The sequence below is a fragment of the Roseateles sp. genome, from assembly GCF_046300915.1.
Lineage (GTDB): Bacteria > Pseudomonadota > Gammaproteobacteria > Burkholderiales > Burkholderiaceae_C > Kinneretia.
Genome location: NZ_JBKCLH010000058.1, coordinates 1 through 21498, shown reverse-complemented (window position 1 = coordinate 21498; position 21498 = coordinate 1). Strand labels below are relative to the sequence as shown.

Sequence of the window (21498 nt, the reverse complement as noted above, 5' to 3'; positions counted from 1 at the left end):
GACAGGCTACCGGTCTGTCTCATCATCTCGCGTCAGAGCCTCATGCATGCGCGCACAACGAAGGCAGGCGCAAATGCAAACCGGGGCGCCGGGTAATCAGGCCGTGCCCCCGACCGTCAGGCCGTCGATGCGCAGCGTGGGCTGACCCACGCCCACGGGCACGCTCTGGCCCTCCTTGCCGCAGACGCCCACGCCCGTGTCCAGGCGCATATCGTTGCCGATCATGGAGACGCGGGTCAGCGCGTCGGGGCCGTTGCCGATCAGGGTCGCACCCTTGACCGGGTACTGGATCTTGCCGTCCTCGACCCAGAAGGCTTCGCTGGCTGAGAAGACAAACTTGCCGGATGTGATATCCACCTGACCGCCGCCGAAGTTGCTGGCGTACAGGCCCTTCTTGATGCTGGCGATGATTTCCTGCGGGTCCTTGTCGCCACCCAGCATATAGGTGTTGGTCATGCGCGGCATGGGCAGGTGGGCGTAGCTCTCGCGCCGACCATTGCCGGTCGGCGCCACGCCCATCAGGCGCGCATTCATCGAGTCCTGGATATAGCCGCGCAGGATGCCGTCCTCGATCAGCACATTGCGCTGACTGGGCGCGCCCTCGTCGTCGATATTGAGCGAGCCGCGGCGGTCGGGGATGGTGCCGTCGTCCAGCACCGTGACGCCCTTGGCCGCCACGCGCTGGCCGATGCGGCCCGAGAAGGTGCTGGAGCCCTTGCGGTTGAAGTCGCCTTCGAGGCCATGGCCCACGGCCTCGTGCAGCAGCACACCGGGCCAGCCCGGGCCCAGCACCACGGTCATCTCGCCAGCCGGGGCGGGGCGCGATTCCAGATTGGTCAGGGCCGCCGAGGTGGCCTGCTCCACATAGCTGGCGATCATCTCGTCCGTGAAAGAGGCCAGGCCAAAGCGCCCGCCGCCGCCGCCGCTGCCCACGTCGCGGCGGCCGTTCTGCTCGGCGATCACGGTGATGGACAGGCGCACCAGGGGCCGCACATCTGCGGCCAGGGTGCCGTCGGCGCGCGCGATCAGCACCACATCATGCTCGGCGGCCAGGCCGGCCATCACCTGCACGATGCGCGGGTCCTTGGCGCGGGCCATCTTCTCGGCGCGCTCCAGCAGGGCCACCTTGGCCGTGCTGTCCAGGCTGGCGATGGGGTCGGCGTCGCCGTAGAGCGAGCGGCTGCCCGGCACCACGGGCGTGGCCGGCACCTTGACCTTGCGGCTCTGGCCGGCCGCGGCGATGGCGCGCACGGTGCGGGCCGCGTCCAGCAGGGCGGCCTCGGAAATGTCGTCAGAGTAGGCGAAGGCGGTCTTCTCGCCCGCCACGGCGCGCACGCCCACGCCCTGGTCGATGGAGAAGCTGCCGCTCTTGACGATGCCCTCCTCCAGGCTCCAGCCCTCGGCACGGGTGGTCTGGAAATAGAGGTCGGCATCATCGACCCGGTGCTCGGTGATCAGCCTCAGGGCCTTGGCCAGGCTGGCCTCGCTCAGGCCATAGGGTTCCAGCAGCTGGGCTTGGGCCGTGGCGAGACGGGCCAGGGTGGGTTCGCGCGAGATCATGCGGCCGATTGTAGGAGGGCCGCCTATTCCCTGTCGGCCGTGTTCTTGAGCGCCAGGGCGCGCTGGTAGAGGCTGTTGCGCGGCGCGCCGCTGAGCTCGGCCGCCAGGGCCACGGCCTGCTTGAGCGGCAGCTCGCGCAGCAGCACGGCCAGGGTGCGCTCGGCCTCGGGCGGCAGCTCGCTGGCGTCCGCCGCGCTGGGGGCAGCGGCGTGCAGCACCAGCACGAACTCGCCGCGCTCGCGCTGGGCATCGGCCGCCCGCCAGGCGGGCAGCTCGGCGGCCGGGGCGCTGTGCACGGTCTCGAACTGCTTGGTCAGCTCGCGGCAGACCGTCACCCGCTGGGCGGGGCAGAGCTCGGCCAGCAGCTCGATCAGGGCCGCAATGCGATGCGGCGCCTCGAAGAAGACCTGGCTGCGCGCGCCGCCCACCAGGGCCTGCAGGGCGCCGCGGCGCTCCGCCGCCTTGACGGGCAGAAAGCCGATGAAGTCAAAGCCCTGGGCCTGGGCGTCGCCCGCCACGCTCAGCGCTGTCACCGCGCTGCTGGCGCCGGGAATGGGCAGCACGCGCAGGCCGGCCGCGGCCACCGCCGCCACCAGCACCGCACCGGGGTCGGAGACGGCCGGGGTGCCGGCGTCCGAGACATAGGCAATGCGCTCGCCGGCCTGCAGGCGCGCGATCAGGGCGGCGCTGGCCTCGTGCTCGTTGTGCTGGTGCAGGGCGATCAGGGGTTTGTGCAGGCCCAGATGGCGCAGCAGACCGCCGCTGACCCGGGTGTCCTCGCAGGCCACGGCATCCACCAGGGCCAGCACATGGGCGGCGCGGAAGCTGATATCGGCCAGATTGCCGATGGGCGTGGCCACCACATAGAGCGTGGAAGCGGGATACTGCTGACCGCCGGCCGCAGCCGCGGCCGCCTGCTGGAGCAGGGAGGCATCGATGTTCAAGTGGGGCTCCAACAAGGGTCGCTCGGAAATCGGCCAGGCCGCGGAAGACCGCGCCCTGCAGCATCTGCAGGGCCAAGGCCTGGTTCTGCTGGCGCGCAATTATCGGGTGGCCCGAGGCCCCAGCGCGCGGGCCGGCGAGGTGGACCTGATCATGCGCGACCCGCGCGACGCGACCCTGGTCTTCGTGGAGGTGCGCGCGCGTCGCGACGGCAGTCACGGAGGCGCCGCTGCCAGCGTCACACCCGGCAAGCAACGCCGCATCATCTACGCGGCTCGTCACTACCTGATGCGCTGGCCCAGCCCGCCGCCCTGCCGCTTCGATGTAGTGGCGTTGGAGGGCGAGCACATCGAATGGTTGATTGCCGCCTTCGAGGCTCAGGGTTGACCCTGGCTTATGATCGCGCCCGATGCTTGAACAACGCATACAGACCCAATTTTTCGAAAGCGCGGACCTGCTCTACCAGGTGGCCGAAAGCCTCTCGCGCCCCCTGTCCACGGCCGCCCAGATGCTCGTAGATGGCATCACCGGCGGTGGCCGCGTGCTGTGTGCCGGCTTTGGACGCTCCGAGCTGGACGCACGCTATATGGCCGCCCTGCTCAACGGCGGCTTCGAGCAGGAACGACCGGCACTGGCAGCGTGGCCGCTGGACTCCCTGAGCGCGCCTATGCGTCAAGTCCAGGCCCTGGGTCATCCGGGCGATCTGCTGATGCTCTTCGAGGCCGGCAGTGCCAGCCGCGAAGAGCATGGCGCCCTGCTGGATGCCGCCCATGCGCAGGAGATGAGCGTGATCCTGATCACGGGCAGCCAGGACGAGGCGCTGCGCGGCCTGCTGCTTGACACCGATGTGCAGATCCGTGTGCCACACAGCCGCTTCGCCCGAGTCGCTGAGGCCCAGCGCCTGCTGATCCACTGCCTCTGCGATGCGGTCGATTTGCAGCTGCTGGGCAGCGGTGAATGAGCTGCCTCCCGAATCCCAAGCCCCGACTCCCGGAGAACGAATGACCGCCCCCACCGTCTCGAAGACCCGCCTCGTCCTGCTGGCCAGCGCCCTGGCCGCCGCCGCTCTGAGCAGCGCCTGCGCCCCCCTGGTGGTGGGCGGCGCCATGGTGGGCACGGCACTGATGGCCACGGATCGCCGTACCTCGGGCATGCAGGTCGAGGATCAGGGCATCGAACTCAAGGCCGCCAACCGCCTGCGCGAGCAGCTGGGCGATCGCGTGAACATCAATGTGAACAGCTACAACCGCATCGTGCTGATCAGCGGTCAAGCGCCCACCGAGGCCGACCGCGCCGCGGCCGAACGTCTGGTGGCCCAGGTCGAGAACGTCAGTCGCGTGATCAACGAGGTGACGGTGGGTTTCAAGAGCTCGCTGTCCAGCCGCTCCAATGACGTGCTGATCGCCACCAAGGTCAAGGCCAGCTTGGTGGACGCGCGCGACCTGATCTCCAACGCCTTCTACGTGGTGGTGGAGCGCGGCGTGGTCTACATCATGGGCCGAGTCACTGAGCGCGAGATCCATCGCGCCACCGAGATCGCCCGCGGCGTGGCCGGCGTGCAGAAGGTGGTGCGTGCGGTGGAGATCATCAGCGAGGAAGAGCTGGCGCGCATCACCCCGCAAGCGCCCGCAAGCAAGTAATTGGCACGACCCAGCGGAGCCCGAGGATCCGGCTTTGCCGGGCCTGGCGACGGCCAAGGCCTCTGGCCTTGGCGCGCAAAGCGCGTAGGGGGTGGGCCTACTTCAGCCGCTTGATCAGGCTGGACGTGTCCCAGCGACCGCCGCCCATGGACTGCACATCGCCGTAGAACTGGTCCACCAGGGCCGTGACCGGCAGCTTGGCGCCGTTGCGGCGCGCCTCATCCAGCACCAGGCCCAGGTCCTTGCGCATCCAGTCCACGGCAAAGCCGAAGTTGAACTGGTCGTCCACCATGGTCTTGCCGCGGTTGTCCATCTGCCAGCTCTGGGCCGCGCCCTTGCCGATCACGTCCAGCACCTGCTTCATGTCCAGGCCCGCTTTCTGACCGAAGGCCACCGCCTCCGACAGGCCCTGCACCAGGCTCGCGATGCAGATCTGATTCACCATCTTGGCCAGCTGACCGGCGCCCGGCGCGCCCACCAGGGTCACGGCCTTGGCAAAGGCCAGAGCCACGGGCTTGATGGACTCGAAAACCGGCGCATCGCCACCGCACATCACGGTCAGCGCGCCATTGACCGCACCGGCCTGGCCGCCCGAGACCGGGGCATCGATGAAATGCAAGCCGTGCGCCAGCGCTTCGGCATGCAACTCGCGCGCCACCTCGGCCGAGGCGGTGGTGTGGTCCACGAAGACCGCGCCCGGCCGCATGCCGGCAAAGGCGCCATGCTCACCGAGCACCACGCTGCGCAGATCATCGTCATTGCCCACGCAGGCAAACACGATATCGGCCCCGGCCGCCGCAGCCACGGGCGTGGCGGCGCTGGCGCCGCCGTATTCCTTCACCCAGGCCTCGGCCATGGCCGCCGTGCGGTTGTAGACCGTGACCTGATGACCGGCGCGGGCCAGATGACCGGCCATGGGATAACCCATGACCCCCAGGCCCAGGAAGGCCACTGTGCGTGGCGGGATGGCGTCGTAGCTGCGAGGGGTGGGAGCGTTCATGGCTCCCGACTTTAGACGATGGTCAGATGCTCGGTGCCCGAGGACAGATCGCCGCTGCGCGCACGCTCGCTGTTGAGCTTGATCTGCAGGCGCAGATCGTTGATGGAGTCGGCATTGCGCAGCGCATCCTCATAGCCGACCTTGCCCATCTCGTAGAGGTCGAAGAGGGCCTGATCGAAGGTCTGCATGCCCTGCTCGCGCGAGCGCTTCATGACTTCCTTGATCTCACCCACCTCGCCCTTGAAGATCAGGTCCGAGACCAGGGGGGTGTTGAGCAGGATCTCCACCGCGGCAATGCGCCCCTTGCCACTCTGGCGCGGCAGCAGGCGCTGGCTGACCAGGGCGCGCAGATTGAGCGAGAGGTCCATCAGCAGCTGGCTGCGACGCTCTTCGGGGAAGAAGTTGATGATGCGGTCCAGGGCCTGGTTGGCGCTGTTCGCATGCAGGGTGGCCATGCACAGATGGCCGGTCTCGGCAAAGGCCACGGCATGCTCCATGGTCTCGCGATCGCGGATCTCGCCCATCAGGATCACGTCCGGCGCCTGGCGCAGGGTGTTCTTCAGGGCCGACTCCCAGCTGTCGGTATCGATGCCCACCTCGCGCTGGGTCACGATGCAGTTCTTGTGCGGGTGCACGAACTCGACCGGGTCCTCGATGGTGATGATGTGGCCGTAGGTGCTCTCGTTGCGGTGGTCGATCATGGCCGCCAGCGTCGTGCTCTTGCCCGAACCGGTGGCCCCCACCACAATCACTAGGCCCCGCTTGGCCTGCACCACATCATTGAGGATGGGCGGCAGATCCAAGGCAGCAATGCTGGGCAGGGTCGCCGGAATGGTGCGCAAGACCAGACCCACCTGTCCCTGCTGCAAAAAGGCATTGGCGCGAAAGCGGCCCACACCGGCCGGCGAGATCGCGAAATTGCATTCCTTGCTGCGCTCGAACTCGGCCGCCTGCTTGTCGTTCATGATGGAACGTGCCAGCTGCAGCGTATGGCTGCCCGTCAGGGGCTGGGGCGAGACCTTGGTCACCTTGCCGTCCACCTTGATGGCGGGCGGAAAGTCGGCGGTGAGGAAGAGGTCGGAGCCGCGGCGCGAGACCATCAGGCGCAGCAGGTCGTTGATGAATTTCGAGGCCTGGTCGCGTTCCATGGTGGGTGCTGCTGTGCTGGTGACTCGGGGAAGTTCTGCAGGAATTCCCGAAGGAAGTTTTGTAGAAATTCCCCAAGGAAATTTTGCCGTCACTCACAGGGCTCTCGCCCTGTGAGTGACGTCGAACTTTCCGGGCCGCAGCCCGGAAAGTTCTCCGGCAACATGGCGTTGGCGCGGGCTTCGGCGGGGGAGATGATGTTGCGGCGCACCAGGTCGGTGAGGTTCTGGTCCAGGGTCTGCATGCCCTGACCATTGCCGGTCTGGATGGCCGAGTACATCTGCGCCACCTTGTTCTCGCGGATGAGGTTGCGGATGGCCGAGGTGCCCAGCATGATCTCGTGCGCGGCAACACGGCCGCTGCCGTCCTTGAGCTTGCACAGGCTCTGCGAGATGACGGCCACCAGGGACTCCGACACCATGGCGCGCACCATCTCCTTCTCGGCCGCGGGGAACACGTCCACGATGCGGTCCACGGTCTTGGCGGCGCTGGAGGTGTGCAGGGTGCCGAAGACCAGGTGGCCGGTTTCCGCGGCGGTGAGCGCCAGGCGGATGGTTTCCAGGTCGCGCATTTCGCCCACCAGCACCGCGTCCGGGTCCTCGCGCAGCGCCGAGCGCAGCGCGTTGCTGAAGCTGTGCGTGTGCGGGCCCACCTCGCGCTGGTTGATCAGGCTCTTCTTGGACTCGTGGACGAACTCGATCGGGTCCTCGATGGTCAGGATGTGGCCGTACTCGTTCTCGTTGAGGTGGTTGATCATGGCCGCCAGCGTCGTGCTCTTGCCCGAGCCGGTGGGGCCGGTCACCAGCACCAGGCCGCGCGGCTTGAGCGCCAGGTCGGCAAACACCTTGGGCGCAGCCAACTGCTCCAGCGACAGGATCTTGCTCGGAATGGTCCGGAACACGGCGCCCGCGCCGCGGTTCTGGTTGAAGGCGTTGACGCGAAAGCGCGCCAGGCCCTGGATCTCGAACGAGAAGTCGACCTCCAGCGTGTCTTCGTACACCTTGCGCTGGGAGTCGTTCATGATGTCGTACACCATGTCGTGCACCGCGCGGTGGTCCAGCGGGTCGACGTTGATGCGGCGCACATCGCCGTGCACACGGATCATGGGCGGCAGGCCGGCCGAGAGGTGCAGGTCCGACGCCTTGTTCTTGACCGAAAATGCCAGCAGCTGAGTGATGTCCATGATGTCCCTGTCAATGCTCGGCGGATTATGGCGATCTCAGATTCCCTCCAAGTCACCAAAACTCGTATCGCTGCGGCATGTGTCGCGGCCGGCCGCGCGCCGGACGCCGTGCGGCTGCTCGTGGTCAGCAAGACCTTCCCTGCCGCCGCCGTGCGTGAAGCCTTCGAGGCCGGCGCCCGCGCCTTCGGCGAGAACTACGTGCAGGAAGGCCTGGCCAAGATCGAGGCGCTTGGCGACCTGCGCAGCCAGCTCGACTGGCACCTCATCGGCCCGCTGCAGTCCAACAAGACGCGACCGGTGGCCGAGCAGTTCGACTGGGTGCATTCGGTGGACCGGCTCAAGGTCGCGCAGCGGCTGTCCGAGCAGCGCCCGCCGCAGCTGCCGCCGCTGAACATCTGCTTGCAAATCAACATCAGCGGCGAGACCAGCAAGAGCGGCCTGCTGCCTGCCGAAGCGCGCGCGCTGGCCCACCAGGTGGCCGCCCTGCCCCGGCTCGCGTTGCGCGGCCTGATGGCCGTGCCCGAGCCCGGCCCCGGCGCACTGGCCCAGCACCAGGCGATGGCGGCGCTGTTCGCCGCGTTGCAGGCCGAGGGCCTGGCGCTGGACACGCTGTCCCTGGGCATGAGCGCGGACCTGGAAGACGCCATCCACGCCGGCTCGACGATGGTGCGGGTGGGCTCGGCCATCTTCGGCGCCCGCTGAGCATCCGCACACAGCGCCCATGCCCACACGCCTGCTGCACGCCCTCGCCGCCACGCTGCTGGCGCTGCTGTGCGCCACCGGGACGGCCGGGCCGGTGCCCGACACCCTCGCGCAGCGCGCGCTGGCCTGCACCGTCTGCCACGGCAAGCAGGGCCGCGCTGCGCCCGACGGCTATTACCCGCGCCTGGCCGGCAAGCCCGCCGGCTATCTGTACAACCAGCTGCTGAACTTCCGCGACGGGCGACGCGACTACGGACTCATGAGCGAGCTCATCACCCCGCTGTCCGACGCCTACCTGCGCGAGCTTGCCGACCACTTCGCCGCGCTGGACCTGCCCTACCCCGCGCCGCAGCCGCCCACACTGCCGCCCGCCGAGTTGGCGCGCGCGGAGGTGCTGATCCGCCAGGGCGACCCGGCCCGGCGCCTGCCCGCCTGCACCAGCTGCCATGGCGAGCGGCTGACCGGCGTGCAGCCCGCCGTGCCGGGCCTGTTGGGCCTGTCGCGCGACTACCTGAACGGCCAGCTCGGTGCCTGGCGCAGCGGCCAGCGCCGCGCCCAGGCGCCGGACTGCATGGCCCACATCGCCAAGACGCTGACCACCACCGAGATCAACGCCATCACGCAATACCTCGCCGGCCGCGCCGTGCCGGCTGACGCCCACCCCGCCGCCGCGCTGCCGGCCCCGGCGCCCATGCGCTGCGCGGGCATGCCATGAGGCGCGCACTCGCCCTCGCCGCCACGGCTGTGCTGCTGGCGCTGGCCACGCCCTTCGCGCTGCTGGCCTGGCAGCGCCACCTGCCCGACGACACGCCCCCGTCGACGGCCCCGGTGAACCTGACGCGCGGCGCCTACCTGGCCGCCGTGGGCAACTGCGCCGGCTGCCACACCGCCCGCGGCGGCGAACGCCTGGCCGGCGGACGGCCATTGCCCACCCCTTTCGGCACGGCGTTCTCCACCAACCTGACGCCGCATGCCAGCGGGCTGGGCGGTTGGACGCGAGACGACTTCTGGCGCGCGCTGCACCTGGGTCAGAGCCGCGATGGGCGGCTGCTGCTGCCGGCCCACCCCATCACCAACACCACCCAGATCACGCGCGACGACGCCGACGCGCTGCACGCCTGGCTGCAGGCCCAGCCCGCCGTGGACGCGCCGCGCCGCCCGCACGAACTGCGCGGGCTGTACGGCAGCCAGCTCGCCATCGCCGCGTGGCGGGCGCTGTATTTCCGCCCGGGGGTCTACGAGGCCGACCCGCGCCAGAGCCCGGCCTGGAACCGCGGCGCCTACCTGAGCCAGGGCCTCGCGCACTGCAGCGCCTGCCATGCCGGACGCGACGTGCTGGGCGGCGACCGCGGCGCAGCCGACTTCCGCGGCGGCTTGCTGACGGGCCTGGGCTGGCACGCGCCCTCGCTGCTGGACCCGGCCGAGGCCGGCGTGCAGCGCTGGCCGCAAGAGGCCGTGGAGCGCCTGCTGCGCGACGGCCAGGCCCATGACCAGATTGCGCAGGGCCCAATGGCCGAGGTGGTGCTGGGCAGCACGGCCGCGCTGGACGATGCCGACCTCGCCGCCATGGCCACCTACCTGCGCGCCCTGCCGATGCAGGCCGTCGAGCGCGAGCCCGGCGCCACGCCCGACCCGCGCCGTCGGGCGCTGGGCGCCCGCCTGTACGAAACCCATTGCGCCAGCTGCCACGGCGACGCCGGCGAGGGCCGGCGCGACGCCAGCGGGGCACTCGCCTACCCGGCCCTGGCCGGCAGCCGCCTCGTCACTCAGGCCAGCCCGGCCAACCTGCTGCGGCTGATCGAACGCGGCGGTTTCGCCCCGGCCACGCCGGGCCATCCCCGGCCCTACGGCATGCCGCCCTTCGCCGGCCAGCTCAGCGCGGCCGAGCTGGCCGCACTGGCCAGCCACCTGCGCCACAGCTACGGCCACACGGCCGGCGAGGTCGACGACGTCGAGGTGCTGCGCCTGCGCGCGGCCGCTGTCGCGCGCTGAGCCACACCGCGTCGCTGCAGTGCGACGACCCGTCGTGAACGACTTCACGCGACCCATCAAGGCTCTGATTCAAATCGTCACAGGCCGCGACACACTGCGCAGCGGCCCGTCGTTGGGGCAGTCCGAACACGGACGCGCGGGCCTACATTGCATCTGGACGCCACAGCGGCTGGTTGCCGCAGCTATCTGAAGACGACAAGGACTAGAACCGAATGAACTTTCTGACGCAATTGCGCATCGGCCCACGCCTGCTCGTGAGCTTCGGCCTGCTGATCCTGCTGCTGATCGGCATTGGCGTCTATGGCGCAACCAATGCCAGCCGCCTGGCCAAGGACCTGGATCGCACGGCCAACTCCAGCCTCGTCAAGATCGGCGCGGCCAACGCGCTGGAAAGCCAGGTCAACGTGATCGCCCGCGCCGTGCGCGACCTGCTGCTGCTGGACACCGCCGGCGCCATCAAGAAGCAGAAGAAGGCGATCGCCGATGCGGTGGAAGAGTCCGACAAGCAACTCAAGGGTCTGGCCGCCAGCGTGGCCGACGAGCAGGAGAAGGCTGTCGTCGCTGAGGTGAGCGAGCACAAGGTCAAGTTCCTGGCTGCGCTGGAGAAGTTCCAGAAGATCCAGACCGACGGCAGCCCCGACGAAGCCCGCGAGAGCCTCATCACCGATCTGCGCCCCGCGCAGACCGCCCTGCAGGACGGCCTGAAGAAGCTGGTGGACATGCAGTTCGAGAACGGCAAGCAGCTGGCCACCTCGGGCGTGGAACTGGCCAAGTTCTCCGTGGCCGTGACGGTCGCGCTGGTCGTGGCAGCCGTCGTGCTGGGCTTCGGTGCCTTCCTGCTGATCTCCCGCTCCATCGTCGGCCCGGCCCGCAAGGCCCAGCTCGCTGCCGAGGCCATCGCCTCCGGCGACCTGACGCAGGACATCACGGTCGAAGGCCGTGACGAGCTGAGCCAGATGCTGCAAGCCATGAAGGACATGCAGACCGCCCTGTCCAGCGTTGTGCGCGACGTGTCGACCGCAGCCAGCGAAGTCGCCGAGAACTCCGGCACCATCGCTGACAGCAATACCAACCTGGCCGACCGCACCAACCGCTCCGCGGCCAGCCTGCAAAACACTGCCGCCTCGGTGGAAGAGATTGCCTCCACGCTCAAGGGCGCCAGCGATCTGACGCGCCGCGCCGCCGGCATTGCCGTGACGGCCCGCCAGGCCGCCAGCAACGGGGGCTCGGTGGTGTCCAAGGTCGTCGAGACCATGGAAGAGATCAGCGCCAGCTCCAAGAAGATCGGCGACATCATCGGCGTCATCGACGGCATCGCTTTCCAGACCAACATCCTGGCGCTGAACGCCGCCGTGGAAGCCGCCCGTGCCGGCGAACATGGCCGCGGCTTCGCCGTGGTGGCCGCCGAAGTCCGCGCGCTGGCCCAGCGCTCGGCCGGCGCGGCCAAGGAAATCAAGGTGCTGATCCAGGAATCCACCGTCAAGGTCGAGAACGGCACGACGCTGGTCAACAACGCCGGCGTCACCATCCGCTCGGTGGTGGACGAGGTCAACAACATGGGCCAGCTGATCGAGGAAATCTCGCACTCGGCCCAGGAACAGGCGACCGGCGTCGGCGTCGTCAACGGTGCGATGAACGAACTGGACAAGGCCACCCAGCAAAACACCAGCCTGGTGGGCGAACTCAGCCGCTCAGCCGATGCGCTGCGCGATAGTTCTACCCGCCTGATCGAGGCCGTGGGCTTCTTCCGCGCGGCCTGATCCTCACACCCTTACTTGTTGCAAAGGCTCACCATGTCCTTTCTTCGCTCCGCCTCCATCTTCACCGCCGGCCTGATGCTGGCCCTGGCCGCCCAGGCGGCCCCCAAGGTCATCAAGAAGGTACCGCCCGAGTTCCCGGCCGAAGCGGCCAAGAAGGGCATCTCCGCAGGCTCGGTCAAAGCCAAGCTCATCATCGAGGCCGACGGCAAGGTCAGCGATGTGGAGATCATTGAGGCCGAGCCCAAGCGCGTGTTCGACCGCGCCGTGAAGGCCGCGCTGATGGAGTGGAAGTTCGAAGCCGGCGAGAAGACCACGCACGAGGTCAAGCTGGTCTTCAAGAACGAGGACTGACCGCGCGGCGCACAGCCGGCCGCGCGCCGGCTCAGCGCCGCAGTGCGGCCGGCACGTCGGCCGGTCGCTCGGCAGACCGCCCGGTGGGCCACAGCAACGCAGCCCCCGCCACAAGCAACACCGTGATCACGGCGCCGGCCACCAGGCCCAGGCGCCGTTTTTTCTGGGCGTGCCGCACGCGCAGCTGGCCGCCCCCTTTCGCCTCGCGCAACGCCGGATGCAGGGGTGCCAGCCGGGCCAGGTGCACCGCACGCTTGCGGCCGTCGCGGCCCGTCACGACCTCAAAGCTCAAAGGCTCGTCCAGGCGCGGACCGTCGCCATCGGTCGGGAACGCGGCAAGCGCGACCGGCACCTCCTCGCCGCCGCCCAGCGGGCGAATGCGGCCACAGCCGGCATCCGGGTTCCACTCGCTCAGCAGACCTTGGAATCTCATCACTGCCTCTTGCATGAAGCCTTGATGCTGAGGGCGCAGGGCCAGAGCGTGGCAACCGGATGTAAGGCACCGACAATCACGGCTTTCATCGCCTGAACGACTCCGCATGCCCATCCACTGGTTCCCCGGCCACATGAACTCCACCCGCCAGGCGATCAAGGATCGCGTGCAAGCGGGGCTGGACGTGGTCATCGAGCTGCTGGACGCACGGCTGCCGGGCTCCAGCAGCAACCCGCTGCTGGCCGCACTCACCACCGGGCGGCCGTCGCTGAAGGTGCTGAACAAGCAGGACTTGGCCGACCCGGCCCAAACCGAGGCCTGGCTGGATTTCTACAACGCCCAGCCGCACACCCGCGCCATCCCACTGGACGCCGGTGACAAGGCACCGGCACGCGCCCTCATCAAGGCCTGCCGCGAACTGGCGCCGCTGCGGGGCGACATGCACAAGCCGCTGCGCGTGCTGATCTGCGGCATTCCCAACGTTGGCAAGAGCACGCTCATCAACACCCTCGTCGGCAAGAAGGCGGCCAAGACCGGCGACGAGCCCGGCATCACCAAGCTCGAACAGAAGTTCGTGCTGGAGAACGGCTTCTACCTGTTCGACACGCCCGGCATGCTGTGGCCGCGCATCGCCGTCGAGCAAAGCGGCTACAACCTCGCCGCCAGTGGCGCCATCGGGCGCAACGCCTTCGACGAGGAGGAGGTGGCGCTGGAACTCATCGCGACGCTCAAGCGCCGCTACGCCGACCGGCTGCAGCAGCGCTACGGCCTGGCCGAGCTGGGCGAGGACGACGCCGTGCTGGAAGCCATCGGCGTGAAGCGCGGCGCCAAGATCCGTGGCGGCGCGGTGCAGATGCACAAGGCCGCCGAGGCCGTGCTGATGGACTTCCGCGGCGGGCTGCTGGGCCGCATCACGCTGGAGACGCCCGACGAGATGGCGGCGTGGCGCCACGCCGCTGCCGAGGCCGATGCCCGCAAGGCCGCCGCACGTGAGGCCGACAAGGCGGCTGAGAAGGCCAAGCGCAGCGGCAAGCGCAACGCCTGATCAGTAGCGCGGCGCCGGGTACGCAGGCGCCGGCATGGCGCCGTAGGACGACGACTGGCTGTAGTGATGGTGGCCACGGTGGTGCCCATGCCGGTGCGGCACGATGATGCAGCCGGACAGCAGCGCGGCAGACGTGATCAGGGCAATGGCCAGGGACAGTCGCTTCATGGGGGGGCTCCGAGGCTGCGGGATTGCAGCCGCAGCCCCTTAACCGCGCCTGCGCCGCGGCGGATGACGGCCTCACAGAGAGTTACCGCCGATACGCCTGCTGACGGCGGCGCGCCCCAGTGATCGGCGCGTTATGCTGCGCGCCCAACCCATTCATCTGCCCCATGAAACTGCTGCTCCCCCTGCTCGCGGTCGGTCTGGTTGCCTGTGCCGCAGCGCCCCAAACGGGCGACACCCTCACCGCCGACACCACCTGCGAGCGCGAGACGCGCATCGGCAGCAACCTTCCCACCACCCGCTGCCGCTCCGCGGCCCAGCGCGAGGAAGACCGCCGCCGGGCCGAAGCCATCGGCGAGAACATCAAGCCGGGCGCCGCCTCGACCATCCGCGGCGGCTCCTGATCAGCGCGGCGGCAGCCGCAGCACGCCGGCCAGCGCCGCCATGCCCAGCGCCAGCACGCCGGCCGTGAGCCACAACGCGGCGTCAAAGCTGCCGCTGGCCTCCACCATGCGCCCGGTCAGCGCCGGCGCAGCCATCTGCGCGGCCCCGTAGGCCAGCGTCAACCGCGCCATCGCCTTGCCCGGGTTGGCGGGCGAGTGGCGCCCCACCAGCGCCAGCGTCAGGCTGACGATGCCGATGAAGGTGGCCCCGTACAGCACGGCCCCCAGCAGCGCCGCCGCCAGGCTGGCCGACAGCGCCGGCAACAGCACACCCACGATCTGCACCGCAAAGGCCAGCAGCAGCGCCTGCACATCGCCCAGGCGCCGTGCGATGCGGTCCCAGATGAACACCGCCGGCGTCGCCGCCATGCCCACCAACAGCCAGGCCCACGCCCCCTGGCCCGCGAGCAGCGGCTGCTTCTCGACGATGGCGACCGTGAAGGTCGCGTTGATGACGAAGCCCCAGCCGGCGCAGAAGTAGGCGGCCAGCATCAGCGCCATCCAGCGCCGCGCGGGCACCACGCCGGCCTCGGCCCGGGCGGCGGGCGGTGGCACCGGCGGCCGCCAGGCCCAGGCCGGCAGCATGAACAGCAGGCCCACCAGCGCGAAGCCCTGCCACTGCGCCGCCCAGCCCAGCGACAGCGCCCCCATGCCCATCGCGCCCACGGCCGACACGGCGATGCCCAGCCCCAGGCCGATGAAATACAGGCCCAGCTCCGGCCGCCGACCGGCGCGGATCAACCAGCCCTGCACCAGGCCCGACCCCAGCAGCATGCCGGCCGCACCGCACAGGCCGCCCACGTAGCGCGACAGCGCCCAGACTCCGAACGCGGTGCTGCAGCTCATCAGCGCCGTGATGCCCAGCGCCAGCGGCAGCGCCCACACATACAGGCGCCGGCGCCACACCGGGCTTTCTATCCAAGCCGCGAGCAACGCGCCGCTCATGTAGCCCGCGTAGTTGATGCCCGCCAGCAGCCCGCCGTCGGCGACACCCAGGCCAGCCTGCGCCTGCATGGGCGGCAGCAGCGGCGTGAACGCAAAGCGCGCGAGACCCACCGTCACCACCAGCGCGCAGATGCCGCCCAGCAACACCTGCCAAGCCTGCAGACGGGTGGGCACGGTGGCTGGGGACATGCCCGCAGCGTAAGCGACGCGGGCAAGCCCGGGTGGCGCAGGCCCTTGCAAAGCGCGGCGGCGGGCCCAGTTGGCGGAGCATGCTGATCGCCACCTGCCTCGCCCTCGTGCTGCTCGCGGCCGCCATCGCTGCGTGGCCGCTGTGGGTGCGGTGGCGCCGCCAGCGCATCGCCGGGCGGCCTTTCCCTGCGCACTGGCGTGGCCTGCTGCGCCGCCATGTGCCGCTGGTGTCGCGCCTGCCGGCGCGCCAGCAGCTGCGCCTGAAGGCGCTGATGCAGGTGTTCCTGGCCGAGAAGCCCATCCTGGGCTGCCGCGGCCTGCGCGTGACGGACGAGGTGCGCGTGACCATCGCCGCGCTGGCCTGCCTGCCCCTGCTGGGCGCCGCACGCGGCATCTATCCGGAGCTGCGCCAGGTGCTGGTCTACCCCAGCGCCTTCGTCGTGGACCGCCCCATCGCCCAGCACGGCGTGCAGCATGACGAACGCCGTGTGCTGGCCGGCGAGAGCTGGAGCCAGGGCCAGGTGCTGCTGGCCTGGGACGAGGTGAAGCGCGGCGCGGCCACGCCCGACGACGGGCACAACGTCGTCATCCACGAGTTCGCCCACCAGCTGGACCAGGCCGGCGGCCCCGCCAACGGCGCGCCGGCGCTGGCCACGGCGCAGGACTATCAGCGCTGGTCCACAGTGATGCAGCGCGAGTTCGACGCGCTGCGGTGGCGGCTGGCCCAAGGCGAGCCCGGCCTCATCGACGCCTATGCGGCGACCGACCCCGCCGAATTCTTCGCCGTCATCAGCGAACTGTTCTTCGAGCGGCCGGCCGAGCTGGCGGCCTTGCACCCGGCGCTGTACGCCGAGCTGCGCGGCTACTACCGGCTGGACCCGGCGGGCTGGCGCTGAAATGGCGAACCCCGCGTCACGCGCAGGCACTGCGCGCGGCCGCGGGGCTGCAGGTCTGGGGAAAGGTCAGAAGCCCAGGCTGGCGAGCAGGTCGTCCACGTCGTCCTGCTTGAGCGCCTTGTCCGGCGTCTGCACGCCACCCAGCTCCTCGGGCATGGCGGCTGCGACGGGCGCGGGCATCGACGAGATCAGGTCCTTCAGCGGCGGCTCCACGCGCTCCAGCATCTTGCTGACCTTGTTGATCACCTGGCCGGAGAGATCCTGGAAGTCCTGCGACATCATGATCTCGGTGTGCAGCGACTTCTCGCGGGCGGCGAAGCTGGCTGCATCGGCCGCGTAGGCCGCGCACAGGCGCATCAGGTGGCGCGCGCGGTCCTGGCTGATGTTGGTGGACAGCGCCAGCCGGTTCAGGGCGTCGGACAGCTCGCGGCCCTTCTTGCGCACGGCCTCGGCGTCTTCCTGCGCGGCCTCCACGAGGTTGAGCACCTTGGTGGCAGCCTGCTCGGTCATGCTGCGCACATAGGCCAGCCGCTCGCGCGCGTCGGGCAGCTCCTCCACCACGTTGTGCAGGATCTGGGCCGCATCAGCGCGGATCAGGGTCTGGATGGAGGCGTCGGACATGTGAACTCCCAAGCTGCGGCCGCCGACAGCAGCGAACCGCGGCGCAGTTTAGGACCGCCCCCCCGCAAGCAGGTGGATTCCCTGAATGTCGAACGCGGCCTTTGTCACGGGACAAGGTCCCGATTTCAGCGCGGCGTCAACAAGTCACGCAGCGCAGCCGCCTGGGCCGCATCGAGCCGCCCGGCCGCCTCGGCCAAGGCCAGCTGGCGCCGGCCCAGTGCCAGCAGCAAATCAGCCGGCAGCCCCGCCGCACCCAGTGCGCCGATGTGGCGGGACAGCACGGCAACGTCCCCCCGGGCGATGGGGCCGGACACCGCGCCCGGCAGCCCGCGCACCGCCGCGGTGTCCAGCGCGCCGCGCGTCAAGGGCAGCAGCGCCGCCAGCGCATCGCCAGGCGGCAGGCCCGCCGCCGACCACAGCGACTGCGCCTCGGCCAGCACGGCCAGCACGCCGCTGGCCGCCCGGTTGGCGGCCGCGGGATAGGCCGCGCGGGCCTCAGCCGTCATCGGCTGGGGCAAAGCCAGGGGCTGCAGCCCCAGCCGCCGCGCCAGCGCCTGCAAGGCGGGCGCGTGGGTGGCACCGGCCTCAATGGCCACATGCACGCCACCCAACCCGGCATCGCCGGCCAGCAGCTTCAGCGGATGGAAGCCCGCCGCCGCCGGCGCAGCCGCCAGGGCGGCCAGTGGCGTGGCGCCGCTGCAATGCAGGCCCAGCTGGCCAGGCCGCCACGGCAGGCTGGCTGCGATGGCCTGGAGGTGGTCGTCCGGCACGGTCAACCAGACCCAGTCGGCCTGCGCCGCCGCCTGCGCATGCGTGAACTCGCCGTCGCCGGGCTGGCGCCGGCCGACGACGACCGACTCGCCGGCCGCGCGCAGCGCCGGCACCAGCGCGCGCGCCAGCCGGCCCAGGCCGATGACGGCGTGCTGCACGGGCGCCATCGCCATCAGGGCTTGACGAACTTCAGCGTCATGCGGTCGCTCTCGCCAATGGCGGCGTACTTGGCTCGGTCTTTGTTGTTGTTGACCGGCGGCAGCGTCCACACGCCGTTCTCGTGGTCGGCCGTGTCCTTGGGGTTGGCATTGATCTCGCTGCGCGCGGCCAGCTTGAAGCCGGCGGCCTCGGCGAACTTGATGACGACAGCCTCCTGCACATAGCCGCTGGCGGCCTTGGGGTCCTGCGTGCGCGTGGCCGGCAGGCGGTGCTCCACGACGCCCAGCACGCCGCCCGGCTTGAGCGCCTTGAACGCTGCGTTGAAGACCGCCTGCGTCTTGTCGGCGCCCTGCGGCATCCAGTTGTGCACGTTGCGGAAGGTCAGCACGGCGTCGGCGCTGCCGGCCGGGGCGATGTCCAGCTTGCCGGCGGCGACGTCAAACGCCGTGATGCGCACCTTGCTGTAGACGCCCAGCGAGTCCATCTTGGCCTTGAAGCGCGCGGCGCTGCGCTGGGCATATTGGGAGCTGGAGGCCGGGTCATCGGCCGCGGCAATCAGCTGACCGGCGTCACGCAGGTAGGGCGCCAGGATCTCGGTGTACCAGCCGCCGCCGCCCGGAGCCAGCTCCACCACCGTGTCGGTGGGCTTGATGCCGAAGAAGCTCAGCGTCTCGTACGGGTGGCGCCACACATCGCGCGCGACGTTGCCGACACTGCGGTGATCGGCCGCCACGGCGGCCTTCAGCGGGTCGGCCGCCTGGGCCTGGGCGCCGAGGGCGGCGATGGCGAACGAAGCGATGAACCAGGTCTTCATGGGCAGGGGTCTCCTTGATCGGGGCGGCCAGTATCCGGCCGCGCGAAAGCCCCTGACGAAGGTCAGCGCTTGGGCTTGGGCGGCCGCTTGGCGCCGCTGCTGTCGGCGGGCGCAACAACCCCTTTCACGGCAGCTTGCGCGAGCTTGAAGAACACGTCGGTGTTGTCGATGACACCCGTGAACGCCAGCGCGCCGGGGCCGTAGGCGGACAGCGGGATGTCGGTGGCCGTGTGCACGGCCGACTCGCCCGGCACCTGGCCGGTGACGAGGTACTCGCCCACCGCGTCATCGCGCTCCAGCGCGTTGGCGGGGTACCACTTCAGCGGTGGCTGGTTGCCCAGGGGTTGCTGGCTGTCGCGCTGCGGCGTGCGCTTGGTGCGCCAATCCTCGTAGCGGTCGGCGTTGGCGCCGTAGCCCACCAGCAGGCGGTAGTCGATGTCGGTGGTCTCGGGATACCCATCGGCGGCGAGCTTGTAGCGCGGGAAGCCAGCGCTCTCGTAGCGCCCCACCACCGCATTGCGCAGGTTGGCCACGCCCTTCTTGGCCGCCAGCGCCTGCAGCGCCTGGTCGGTCACCATGGAGCCGCCGATCAGCGCCGCCCCCGAGCATTCATGGTCGGCCGTCACGATGACCAGCGTGTCGCCGTGCTCCGCCGCAAAGTCCTGCGCCACGCGCACCGCGCGGTCGAACTCCAGCGTGTCCAGCATCCAGCGCTCGGTGTCCATGGCGTGGGCCTGCTTGTCGATGGATGCGCCCTCGATCATCAGCACAAAGCCCTTGGGCGACTGCTTCAGCACCTGCAGCGCCTTGACCGCCATCTCGTCCAGCATGGGCTGGTCAGGCAGGCCGAAGTCGTCGACGACGCTGCCGCCGCCCAGACCGTTCTTGTCGGTGCCGCGGCGGCCGTTGATCTTGTCCAGTGCCACGTTCATGTTGGAGAACGCGAACAGGCCCAGCAAGGGTTTGCTGAGGTCGGCGCGATCCAGGTCAGCCTTGGTGGCGGCATAGCCGAAGCCGGCGCGCTGGAAATCGGCGATCAGGTCGCGGCCCTTGTCCAGGCTGCCGGGCGCGGCACCCCAGCGCTTGACGATGTCGGCCGTGTGCGCATCGGTGGCCGAGAACGCGTAGTCGTTGCTGTCGGTGCGCGCCGAGCCGGGCGTGCCGGCGGGCAGGAACCACTTGCGGCCGCCGCCCATCAGCACGGTCAGGCCCGTGTGGGCGCGATCGTCGAGGAACTGGTCGACGATGCCGGTGCCAGCGCCGCGGTTGCTGGTGTGCACCGCGTTGCCGGCGGGCGTGGCATCGAACACATCGGCCGTGGTCACGATGCCGAGTTGCTTGCCTTGCGTGCGGTGCAGGTATTCGCTGAGGTACTCGATGCGCGGGTTGTCAAAGGCGTCGAGCGTGTCGTCGGGGAAGACGCCTTCCTCATTGTTGTTGTTCTTGTTGCCGCTCACATAGGCCGTCATGCCCGGCGACGAGTCGGTGACGATGGAATTCAGCGATGCCGTCTTGACCAGCGCCGTCGCGCTGAACGTGTCCATCGCCAGCGGCTGCAACGCCTTGCCTTGCGCGTAGCCATGCACCAAGCGTGCGGCCGTGCGCTGCGAGGCGCCCATGCCGTCGCCCAGCAGGATGATGATGTTCTTCACCTTCGGGCCCATCGCGGCCGTGAAGGGCACGATGTCGAAGTTGCCCTTGGCCATCACCTTCTGGCCATCGGCCTGTGTGGCTTCGATGCTGAACTCATGACGGCCGGCGGCCGCCACGCTGAGGGCGCGTGCCGTCACGATGGCCGCATCCTTGGGCTGCTCCTTCGTGCAGCCGCTGGTGCAGTCGCGCAGCGCCACGCCAGCCGCCACCGGCTTGCCGTCGATCAGGAAGCGGGCCGCCGTGATCTTCTGGCCCGCGTCGGGCCTCACCGTGGCCTGCAGGTCGAAGCGCTGGCCGGGCAGAAAGCGCGCAATGACCGGCTCGGGCCGGCCGCTGGTGAACAGCTCGCTGGGCGGCGTGAGGCGCGTGACGGTGGGCGCGGCCGTGGCGGCGCCTGCGGCCAGCGCGGCAAGAACGAGGAAGGACTTCATGTCAGGCTCTCAATGCGGGTGATGGTGATGGTCGGGCGCGGCCGTCGAGGCCTGGGCGGCCAACGCGCGTTCGGCCAGGTGCAGGCGGACCCAGGAGATACGGCCGGTGCTGTCTTCCACCGGGCCGAAGGCGAGCCGGCCGGTCAGCGTCAGCGGGCCGGGCTGAAAGGCCACCAGCCGGTCGCGCTGGGTCTCGTCCAGCACCACCGTGACGGCGGTGGCGGGCAGGTCATCGGCCTCGCCGTCGGCATGCTCGGCCATGTTGACCGGCCGCGGCGTGAGCAGGAACTGTCCCGCCAGCGGCCGTTCCCGGCGCACCATGAAGCCGGTCAGCCGCACCTCGCGGCCCACGGCAGCCTGCAACGCCGCGCTGGGCGCCAGCCCGCGCGGGCCGATGGGCTGGGCAAAGAACTCGTGAAAGCCCAGCGTCAGCGGCTGGGCAAACGCTGGCATCGCCAGGCCGCCCACGACCGCCCACGCCGGCAGCAGGGTGCGCAGACGCATGCCGAACTCCGGGTCAAACCCGGCATGCTCGGCGGGCTGCATGTCAATTCGATGACGATGCCTCTCAGCGCCGGCGGCGCAGGCCGCCTGCCGCGCCGAGCAGGCCCAGCAGCCACCACGCCGACGCCCCCCCGCGCCCGCGGGTGGTGGCGG

24 protein-coding genes are annotated in these 21498 nt (G+C 69.9%); 11 read left to right on the top strand and 13 right to left on the bottom strand.

Translation table 11 applies throughout. The features are described from left to right. Window positions 1-96: 96 nt before the first annotated feature. Window positions 97-1560: a metalloprotease TldD gene (gene tldD / locus ACK5F2_RS04360; RefSeq protein ID WP_409863050.1), complete on the bottom strand. Its 1464-nt coding sequence runs from the start codon at window positions 1558-1560 to the stop codon at window positions 97-99. Between the two features lie 23 nt (window positions 1561-1583). Next, complete coding sequence (gene rsmI / locus ACK5F2_RS04355) at window positions 1584-2504, bottom strand: 16S rRNA (cytidine(1402)-2'-O)-methyltransferase (RefSeq protein ID WP_409863049.1); 921 nt, start codon at window positions 2502-2504, stop codon at window positions 1584-1586. Between rsmI and ACK5F2_RS04350 the strand changes: the two genes are divergently transcribed. Genes ACK5F2_RS04350 through ACK5F2_RS04340 form a run of 3 tightly spaced genes read left to right on the top strand, consistent with a single transcriptional unit; the run spans window position 2497 to window position 4142 of the window. Next, complete coding sequence (locus tag ACK5F2_RS04350) at window positions 2497-2889, top strand: YraN family protein (protein ID WP_409863048.1); 393 nt, start codon at window positions 2497-2499, stop codon at window positions 2887-2889. The two genes, rsmI and ACK5F2_RS04350, sit on opposite strands and share 8 nt — an antisense overlap. 22 nt (window positions 2890-2911) lie before the next feature. Continuing rightward, entirely contained in the window at window positions 2912-3463 is a 552-nt protein-coding gene (locus ACK5F2_RS04345; RefSeq protein ID WP_133603899.1) for an SIS domain-containing protein, read from the top strand. A 40-nt stretch (window positions 3464-3503) separates the two neighbouring features. Beyond that, window positions 3504-4142 carry a BON domain-containing protein gene (locus ACK5F2_RS04340; protein WP_409863047.1) on the top strand — a complete coding sequence of 213 codons (639 nt, stop codon included), beginning with the start codon at window positions 3504-3506 and terminating at the stop codon, window positions 4140-4142. A gap of 97 nt (window positions 4143-4239) precedes the next feature. Here ACK5F2_RS04340 and ACK5F2_RS04335 read toward each other — a convergent pair whose 3' ends face one another. The 3 genes from ACK5F2_RS04335 to ACK5F2_RS04325 form a co-directional block, all read right to left on the bottom strand. Continuing rightward, window positions 4240-5142, bottom strand: coding sequence for an NAD(P)-dependent oxidoreductase (locus ACK5F2_RS04335; RefSeq protein WP_409863045.1), 903 nt, complete (start codon window positions 5140-5142; stop codon window positions 4240-4242). An 11-nt stretch (window positions 5143-5153) separates the two neighbouring features. Then, a complete protein-coding gene (locus ACK5F2_RS04330) occupies window positions 5154-6290 on the bottom strand; it encodes a PilT/PilU family type 4a pilus ATPase (protein ID WP_409863043.1) in 1137 nt (378 codons plus the stop codon). 89 nt (window positions 6291-6379) lie between these two features. Beyond that, complete coding sequence (locus ACK5F2_RS04325) at window positions 6380-7471, bottom strand: type IV pilus twitching motility protein PilT (protein ID WP_409863041.1); 1092 nt, start codon at window positions 7469-7471, stop codon at window positions 6380-6382. 24 nt (window positions 7472-7495) lie between these two features. Here ACK5F2_RS04325 and ACK5F2_RS04320 point away from each other — a divergent pair, with 24 nt between their 5' ends. From ACK5F2_RS04320 to ACK5F2_RS04300, 5 genes are all read left to right on the top strand, one after another. Beyond that, window positions 7496-8173: a YggS family pyridoxal phosphate-dependent enzyme gene (locus tag ACK5F2_RS04320; protein ID WP_409863078.1), complete on the top strand. Its 678-nt coding sequence runs from the start codon at window positions 7496-7498 to the stop codon at window positions 8171-8173. A gap of 19 nt (window positions 8174-8192) precedes the next feature. Continuing rightward, on the top strand, window positions 8193-8888 hold the full coding sequence (locus ACK5F2_RS04315) for a c-type cytochrome (RefSeq protein WP_409863039.1): 696 nt from the start codon (window positions 8193-8195) through the stop codon (window positions 8886-8888). After that, on the top strand, window positions 8885-10165 hold the full coding sequence (locus ACK5F2_RS04310; RefSeq protein WP_409863038.1) for a c-type cytochrome: 1281 nt from the start codon (window positions 8885-8887) through the stop codon (window positions 10163-10165). Before ACK5F2_RS04315 ends, ACK5F2_RS04310 begins: the two co-directional genes overlap by 4 nt. A 212-nt stretch (window positions 10166-10377) precedes the next feature. Beyond that, window positions 10378-11925: a methyl-accepting chemotaxis protein gene (locus ACK5F2_RS04305; RefSeq protein WP_268168851.1), complete on the top strand. Its 1548-nt coding sequence runs from the start codon at window positions 10378-10380 to the stop codon at window positions 11923-11925. Between the two features lie 33 nt (window positions 11926-11958). Beyond that, window positions 11959-12276: an energy transducer TonB gene (locus ACK5F2_RS04300; RefSeq protein ID WP_268168850.1), complete on the top strand. Its 318-nt coding sequence runs from the start codon at window positions 11959-11961 to the stop codon at window positions 12274-12276. A 31-nt stretch (window positions 12277-12307) separates the two neighbouring features. On the opposite strand, the gene ACK5F2_RS04295 is transcribed toward ACK5F2_RS04300, so the two are convergent. Beyond that, on the bottom strand, window positions 12308-12709 hold the full coding sequence (locus ACK5F2_RS04295; protein ID WP_409863036.1) for a hypothetical protein: 402 nt from the start codon (window positions 12707-12709) through the stop codon (window positions 12308-12310). Window positions 12710-12815: 106 nt separating this feature from the next. On the opposite strand from ACK5F2_RS04295, the gene ylqF reads away from it, so the two are divergent. Continuing rightward, the gene (ylqF, locus tag ACK5F2_RS04290) at window positions 12816-13754 is read left to right on the top strand and encodes a ribosome biogenesis GTPase YlqF (RefSeq protein ID WP_268168848.1); all 939 of its coding nucleotides are present in this window, start codon (window positions 12816-12818) and stop codon (window positions 13752-13754) included. On the opposite strand, the gene ACK5F2_RS04285 is transcribed toward ylqF, so the two are convergent. After that, the gene (locus tag ACK5F2_RS04285) at window positions 13755-13922 is read right to left on the bottom strand and encodes a hypothetical protein (RefSeq protein ID WP_268168846.1); all 168 of its coding nucleotides are present in this window, start codon (window positions 13920-13922) and stop codon (window positions 13755-13757) included. A gap of 164 nt (window positions 13923-14086) precedes the next feature. Here ACK5F2_RS04285 and ACK5F2_RS04280 point away from each other — a divergent pair, with 164 nt between their 5' ends. Further along, window positions 14087-14323, top strand: coding sequence for a hypothetical protein (locus ACK5F2_RS04280; protein ID WP_268168845.1), 237 nt, complete (start codon window positions 14087-14089; stop codon window positions 14321-14323). Here ACK5F2_RS04280 and ACK5F2_RS04275 read toward each other — a convergent pair whose 3' ends face one another. Further along, window positions 14324-15481, bottom strand: coding sequence for a YbfB/YjiJ family MFS transporter (locus ACK5F2_RS04275; RefSeq protein ID WP_409863035.1), 1158 nt, complete (start codon window positions 15479-15481; stop codon window positions 14324-14326). Between the two features lie 95 nt (window positions 15482-15576). Here ACK5F2_RS04275 and ACK5F2_RS04270 point away from each other — a divergent pair, with 95 nt between their 5' ends. After that, window positions 15577-16392, top strand: a complete 816-nt coding sequence (locus tag ACK5F2_RS04270; protein WP_409863034.1) for a zinc-dependent peptidase — start codon at window positions 15577-15579, stop codon at window positions 16390-16392. A gap of 66 nt (window positions 16393-16458) precedes the next feature. On the opposite strand, the gene ACK5F2_RS04265 is transcribed toward ACK5F2_RS04270, so the two are convergent. From ACK5F2_RS04265 to ACK5F2_RS04245, 5 genes are all read right to left on the bottom strand, one after another. Continuing rightward, a complete protein-coding gene (locus ACK5F2_RS04265; RefSeq protein ID WP_409863032.1) occupies window positions 16459-17013 on the bottom strand; it encodes a protein phosphatase CheZ in 555 nt (184 codons plus the stop codon). A 125-nt stretch (window positions 17014-17138) separates the two neighbouring features. Beyond that, the gene (locus tag ACK5F2_RS04260) at window positions 17139-17957 is read right to left on the bottom strand and encodes a DUF2520 domain-containing protein (protein ID WP_409863031.1); all 819 of its coding nucleotides are present in this window, start codon (window positions 17955-17957) and stop codon (window positions 17139-17141) included. After that, window positions 17957-18757 carry a class I SAM-dependent methyltransferase gene (locus ACK5F2_RS04255; RefSeq protein ID WP_268168840.1) on the bottom strand — a complete coding sequence of 267 codons (801 nt, stop codon included), beginning with the start codon at window positions 18755-18757 and terminating at the stop codon, window positions 17957-17959. The genes ACK5F2_RS04260 and ACK5F2_RS04255 overlap by 1 nt, the downstream gene beginning before the upstream one ends. A gap of 62 nt (window positions 18758-18819) precedes the next feature. Then, the gene (locus ACK5F2_RS04250) at window positions 18820-20841 is read right to left on the bottom strand and encodes an alkaline phosphatase (protein WP_268168839.1); all 2022 of its coding nucleotides are present in this window, start codon (window positions 20839-20841) and stop codon (window positions 18820-18822) included. 9 nt (window positions 20842-20850) lie between these two features. Then, on the bottom strand, window positions 20851-21387 hold the full coding sequence (locus ACK5F2_RS04245; protein WP_409863029.1) for a hypothetical protein: 537 nt from the start codon (window positions 21385-21387) through the stop codon (window positions 20851-20853). Window positions 21388-21498: the final 111 nt, after the last annotated feature.

Excerpts from the sequence above, each read along its gene's own strand:
- ACK5F2_RS04340 (WP_409863047.1), top strand. The coding sequence starts at position 3,504 with ATGACCGCCCCCACCGTCTCGAAGACCCGCCTCGTCCTGCTGGCCAGC.
- ACK5F2_RS04295 (WP_409863036.1), bottom strand. The coding sequence starts at position 12,709 with ATGAGATTCCAAGGTCTGCTGAGCGAGTGGAACCCGGATGCCGGCTGT.
- ACK5F2_RS04285 (WP_268168846.1), bottom strand. The coding sequence starts at position 13,922 with ATGAAGCGACTGTCCCTGGCCATTGCCCTGATCACGTCTGCCGCGCTG.
- ACK5F2_RS04345 (WP_133603899.1), top strand. The coding sequence starts at position 2,912 with ATGCTTGAACAACGCATACAGACCCAATTTTTCGAAAGCGCGGACCTG.
- ACK5F2_RS04255 (WP_268168840.1), bottom strand. The coding sequence starts at position 18,757 with ATGAAGACCTGGTTCATCGCTTCGTTCGCCATCGCCGCCCTCGGCGCC.
- tldD (WP_409863050.1), bottom strand. The coding sequence starts at position 1,560 with ATGATCTCGCGCGAACCCACCCTGGCCCGTCTCGCCACGGCCCAAGCC.
- ylqF (WP_268168848.1), top strand. The coding sequence starts at position 12,816 with ATGCCCATCCACTGGTTCCCCGGCCACATGAACTCCACCCGCCAGGCG.
- ACK5F2_RS04245 (WP_409863029.1), bottom strand. The coding sequence starts at position 21,387 with ATGCAGCCCGCCGAGCATGCCGGGTTTGACCCGGAGTTCGGCATGCGT.
- ACK5F2_RS04270 (WP_409863034.1), top strand. The coding sequence starts at position 15,577 with ATGCTGATCGCCACCTGCCTCGCCCTCGTGCTGCTCGCGGCCGCCATC.
- ACK5F2_RS04250 (WP_268168839.1), bottom strand. The coding sequence starts at position 20,841 with ATGAAGTCCTTCCTCGTTCTTGCCGCGCTGGCCGCAGGCGCCGCCACG.
- ACK5F2_RS04280 (WP_268168845.1), top strand. The coding sequence starts at position 14,087 with ATGAAACTGCTGCTCCCCCTGCTCGCGGTCGGTCTGGTTGCCTGTGCC.
- ACK5F2_RS04300 (WP_268168850.1), top strand. The coding sequence starts at position 11,959 with ATGTCCTTTCTTCGCTCCGCCTCCATCTTCACCGCCGGCCTGATGCTG.
- ACK5F2_RS04350 (WP_409863048.1), top strand. The coding sequence starts at position 2,497 with ATGTTCAAGTGGGGCTCCAACAAGGGTCGCTCGGAAATCGGCCAGGCC.
- ACK5F2_RS04315 (WP_409863039.1), top strand. The coding sequence starts at position 8,193 with ATGCCCACACGCCTGCTGCACGCCCTCGCCGCCACGCTGCTGGCGCTG.
- ACK5F2_RS04260 (WP_409863031.1), bottom strand. The coding sequence starts at position 17,957 with ATGGCGATGGCGCCCGTGCAGCACGCCGTCATCGGCCTGGGCCGGCTG.
- ACK5F2_RS04325 (WP_409863041.1), bottom strand. The coding sequence starts at position 7,471 with ATGGACATCACTCAGCTGCTGGCATTTTCGGTCAAGAACAAGGCGTCG.
- ACK5F2_RS04335 (WP_409863045.1), bottom strand. The coding sequence starts at position 5,142 with ATGAACGCTCCCACCCCTCGCAGCTACGACGCCATCCCGCCACGCACA.
- ACK5F2_RS04305 (WP_268168851.1), top strand. The coding sequence starts at position 10,378 with ATGAACTTTCTGACGCAATTGCGCATCGGCCCACGCCTGCTCGTGAGC.
- ACK5F2_RS04330 (WP_409863043.1), bottom strand. The coding sequence starts at position 6,290 with ATGGAACGCGACCAGGCCTCGAAATTCATCAACGACCTGCTGCGCCTG.
- ACK5F2_RS04310 (WP_409863038.1), top strand. The coding sequence starts at position 8,885 with ATGAGGCGCGCACTCGCCCTCGCCGCCACGGCTGTGCTGCTGGCGCTG.
- ACK5F2_RS04265 (WP_409863032.1), bottom strand. The coding sequence starts at position 17,013 with ATGTCCGACGCCTCCATCCAGACCCTGATCCGCGCTGATGCGGCCCAG.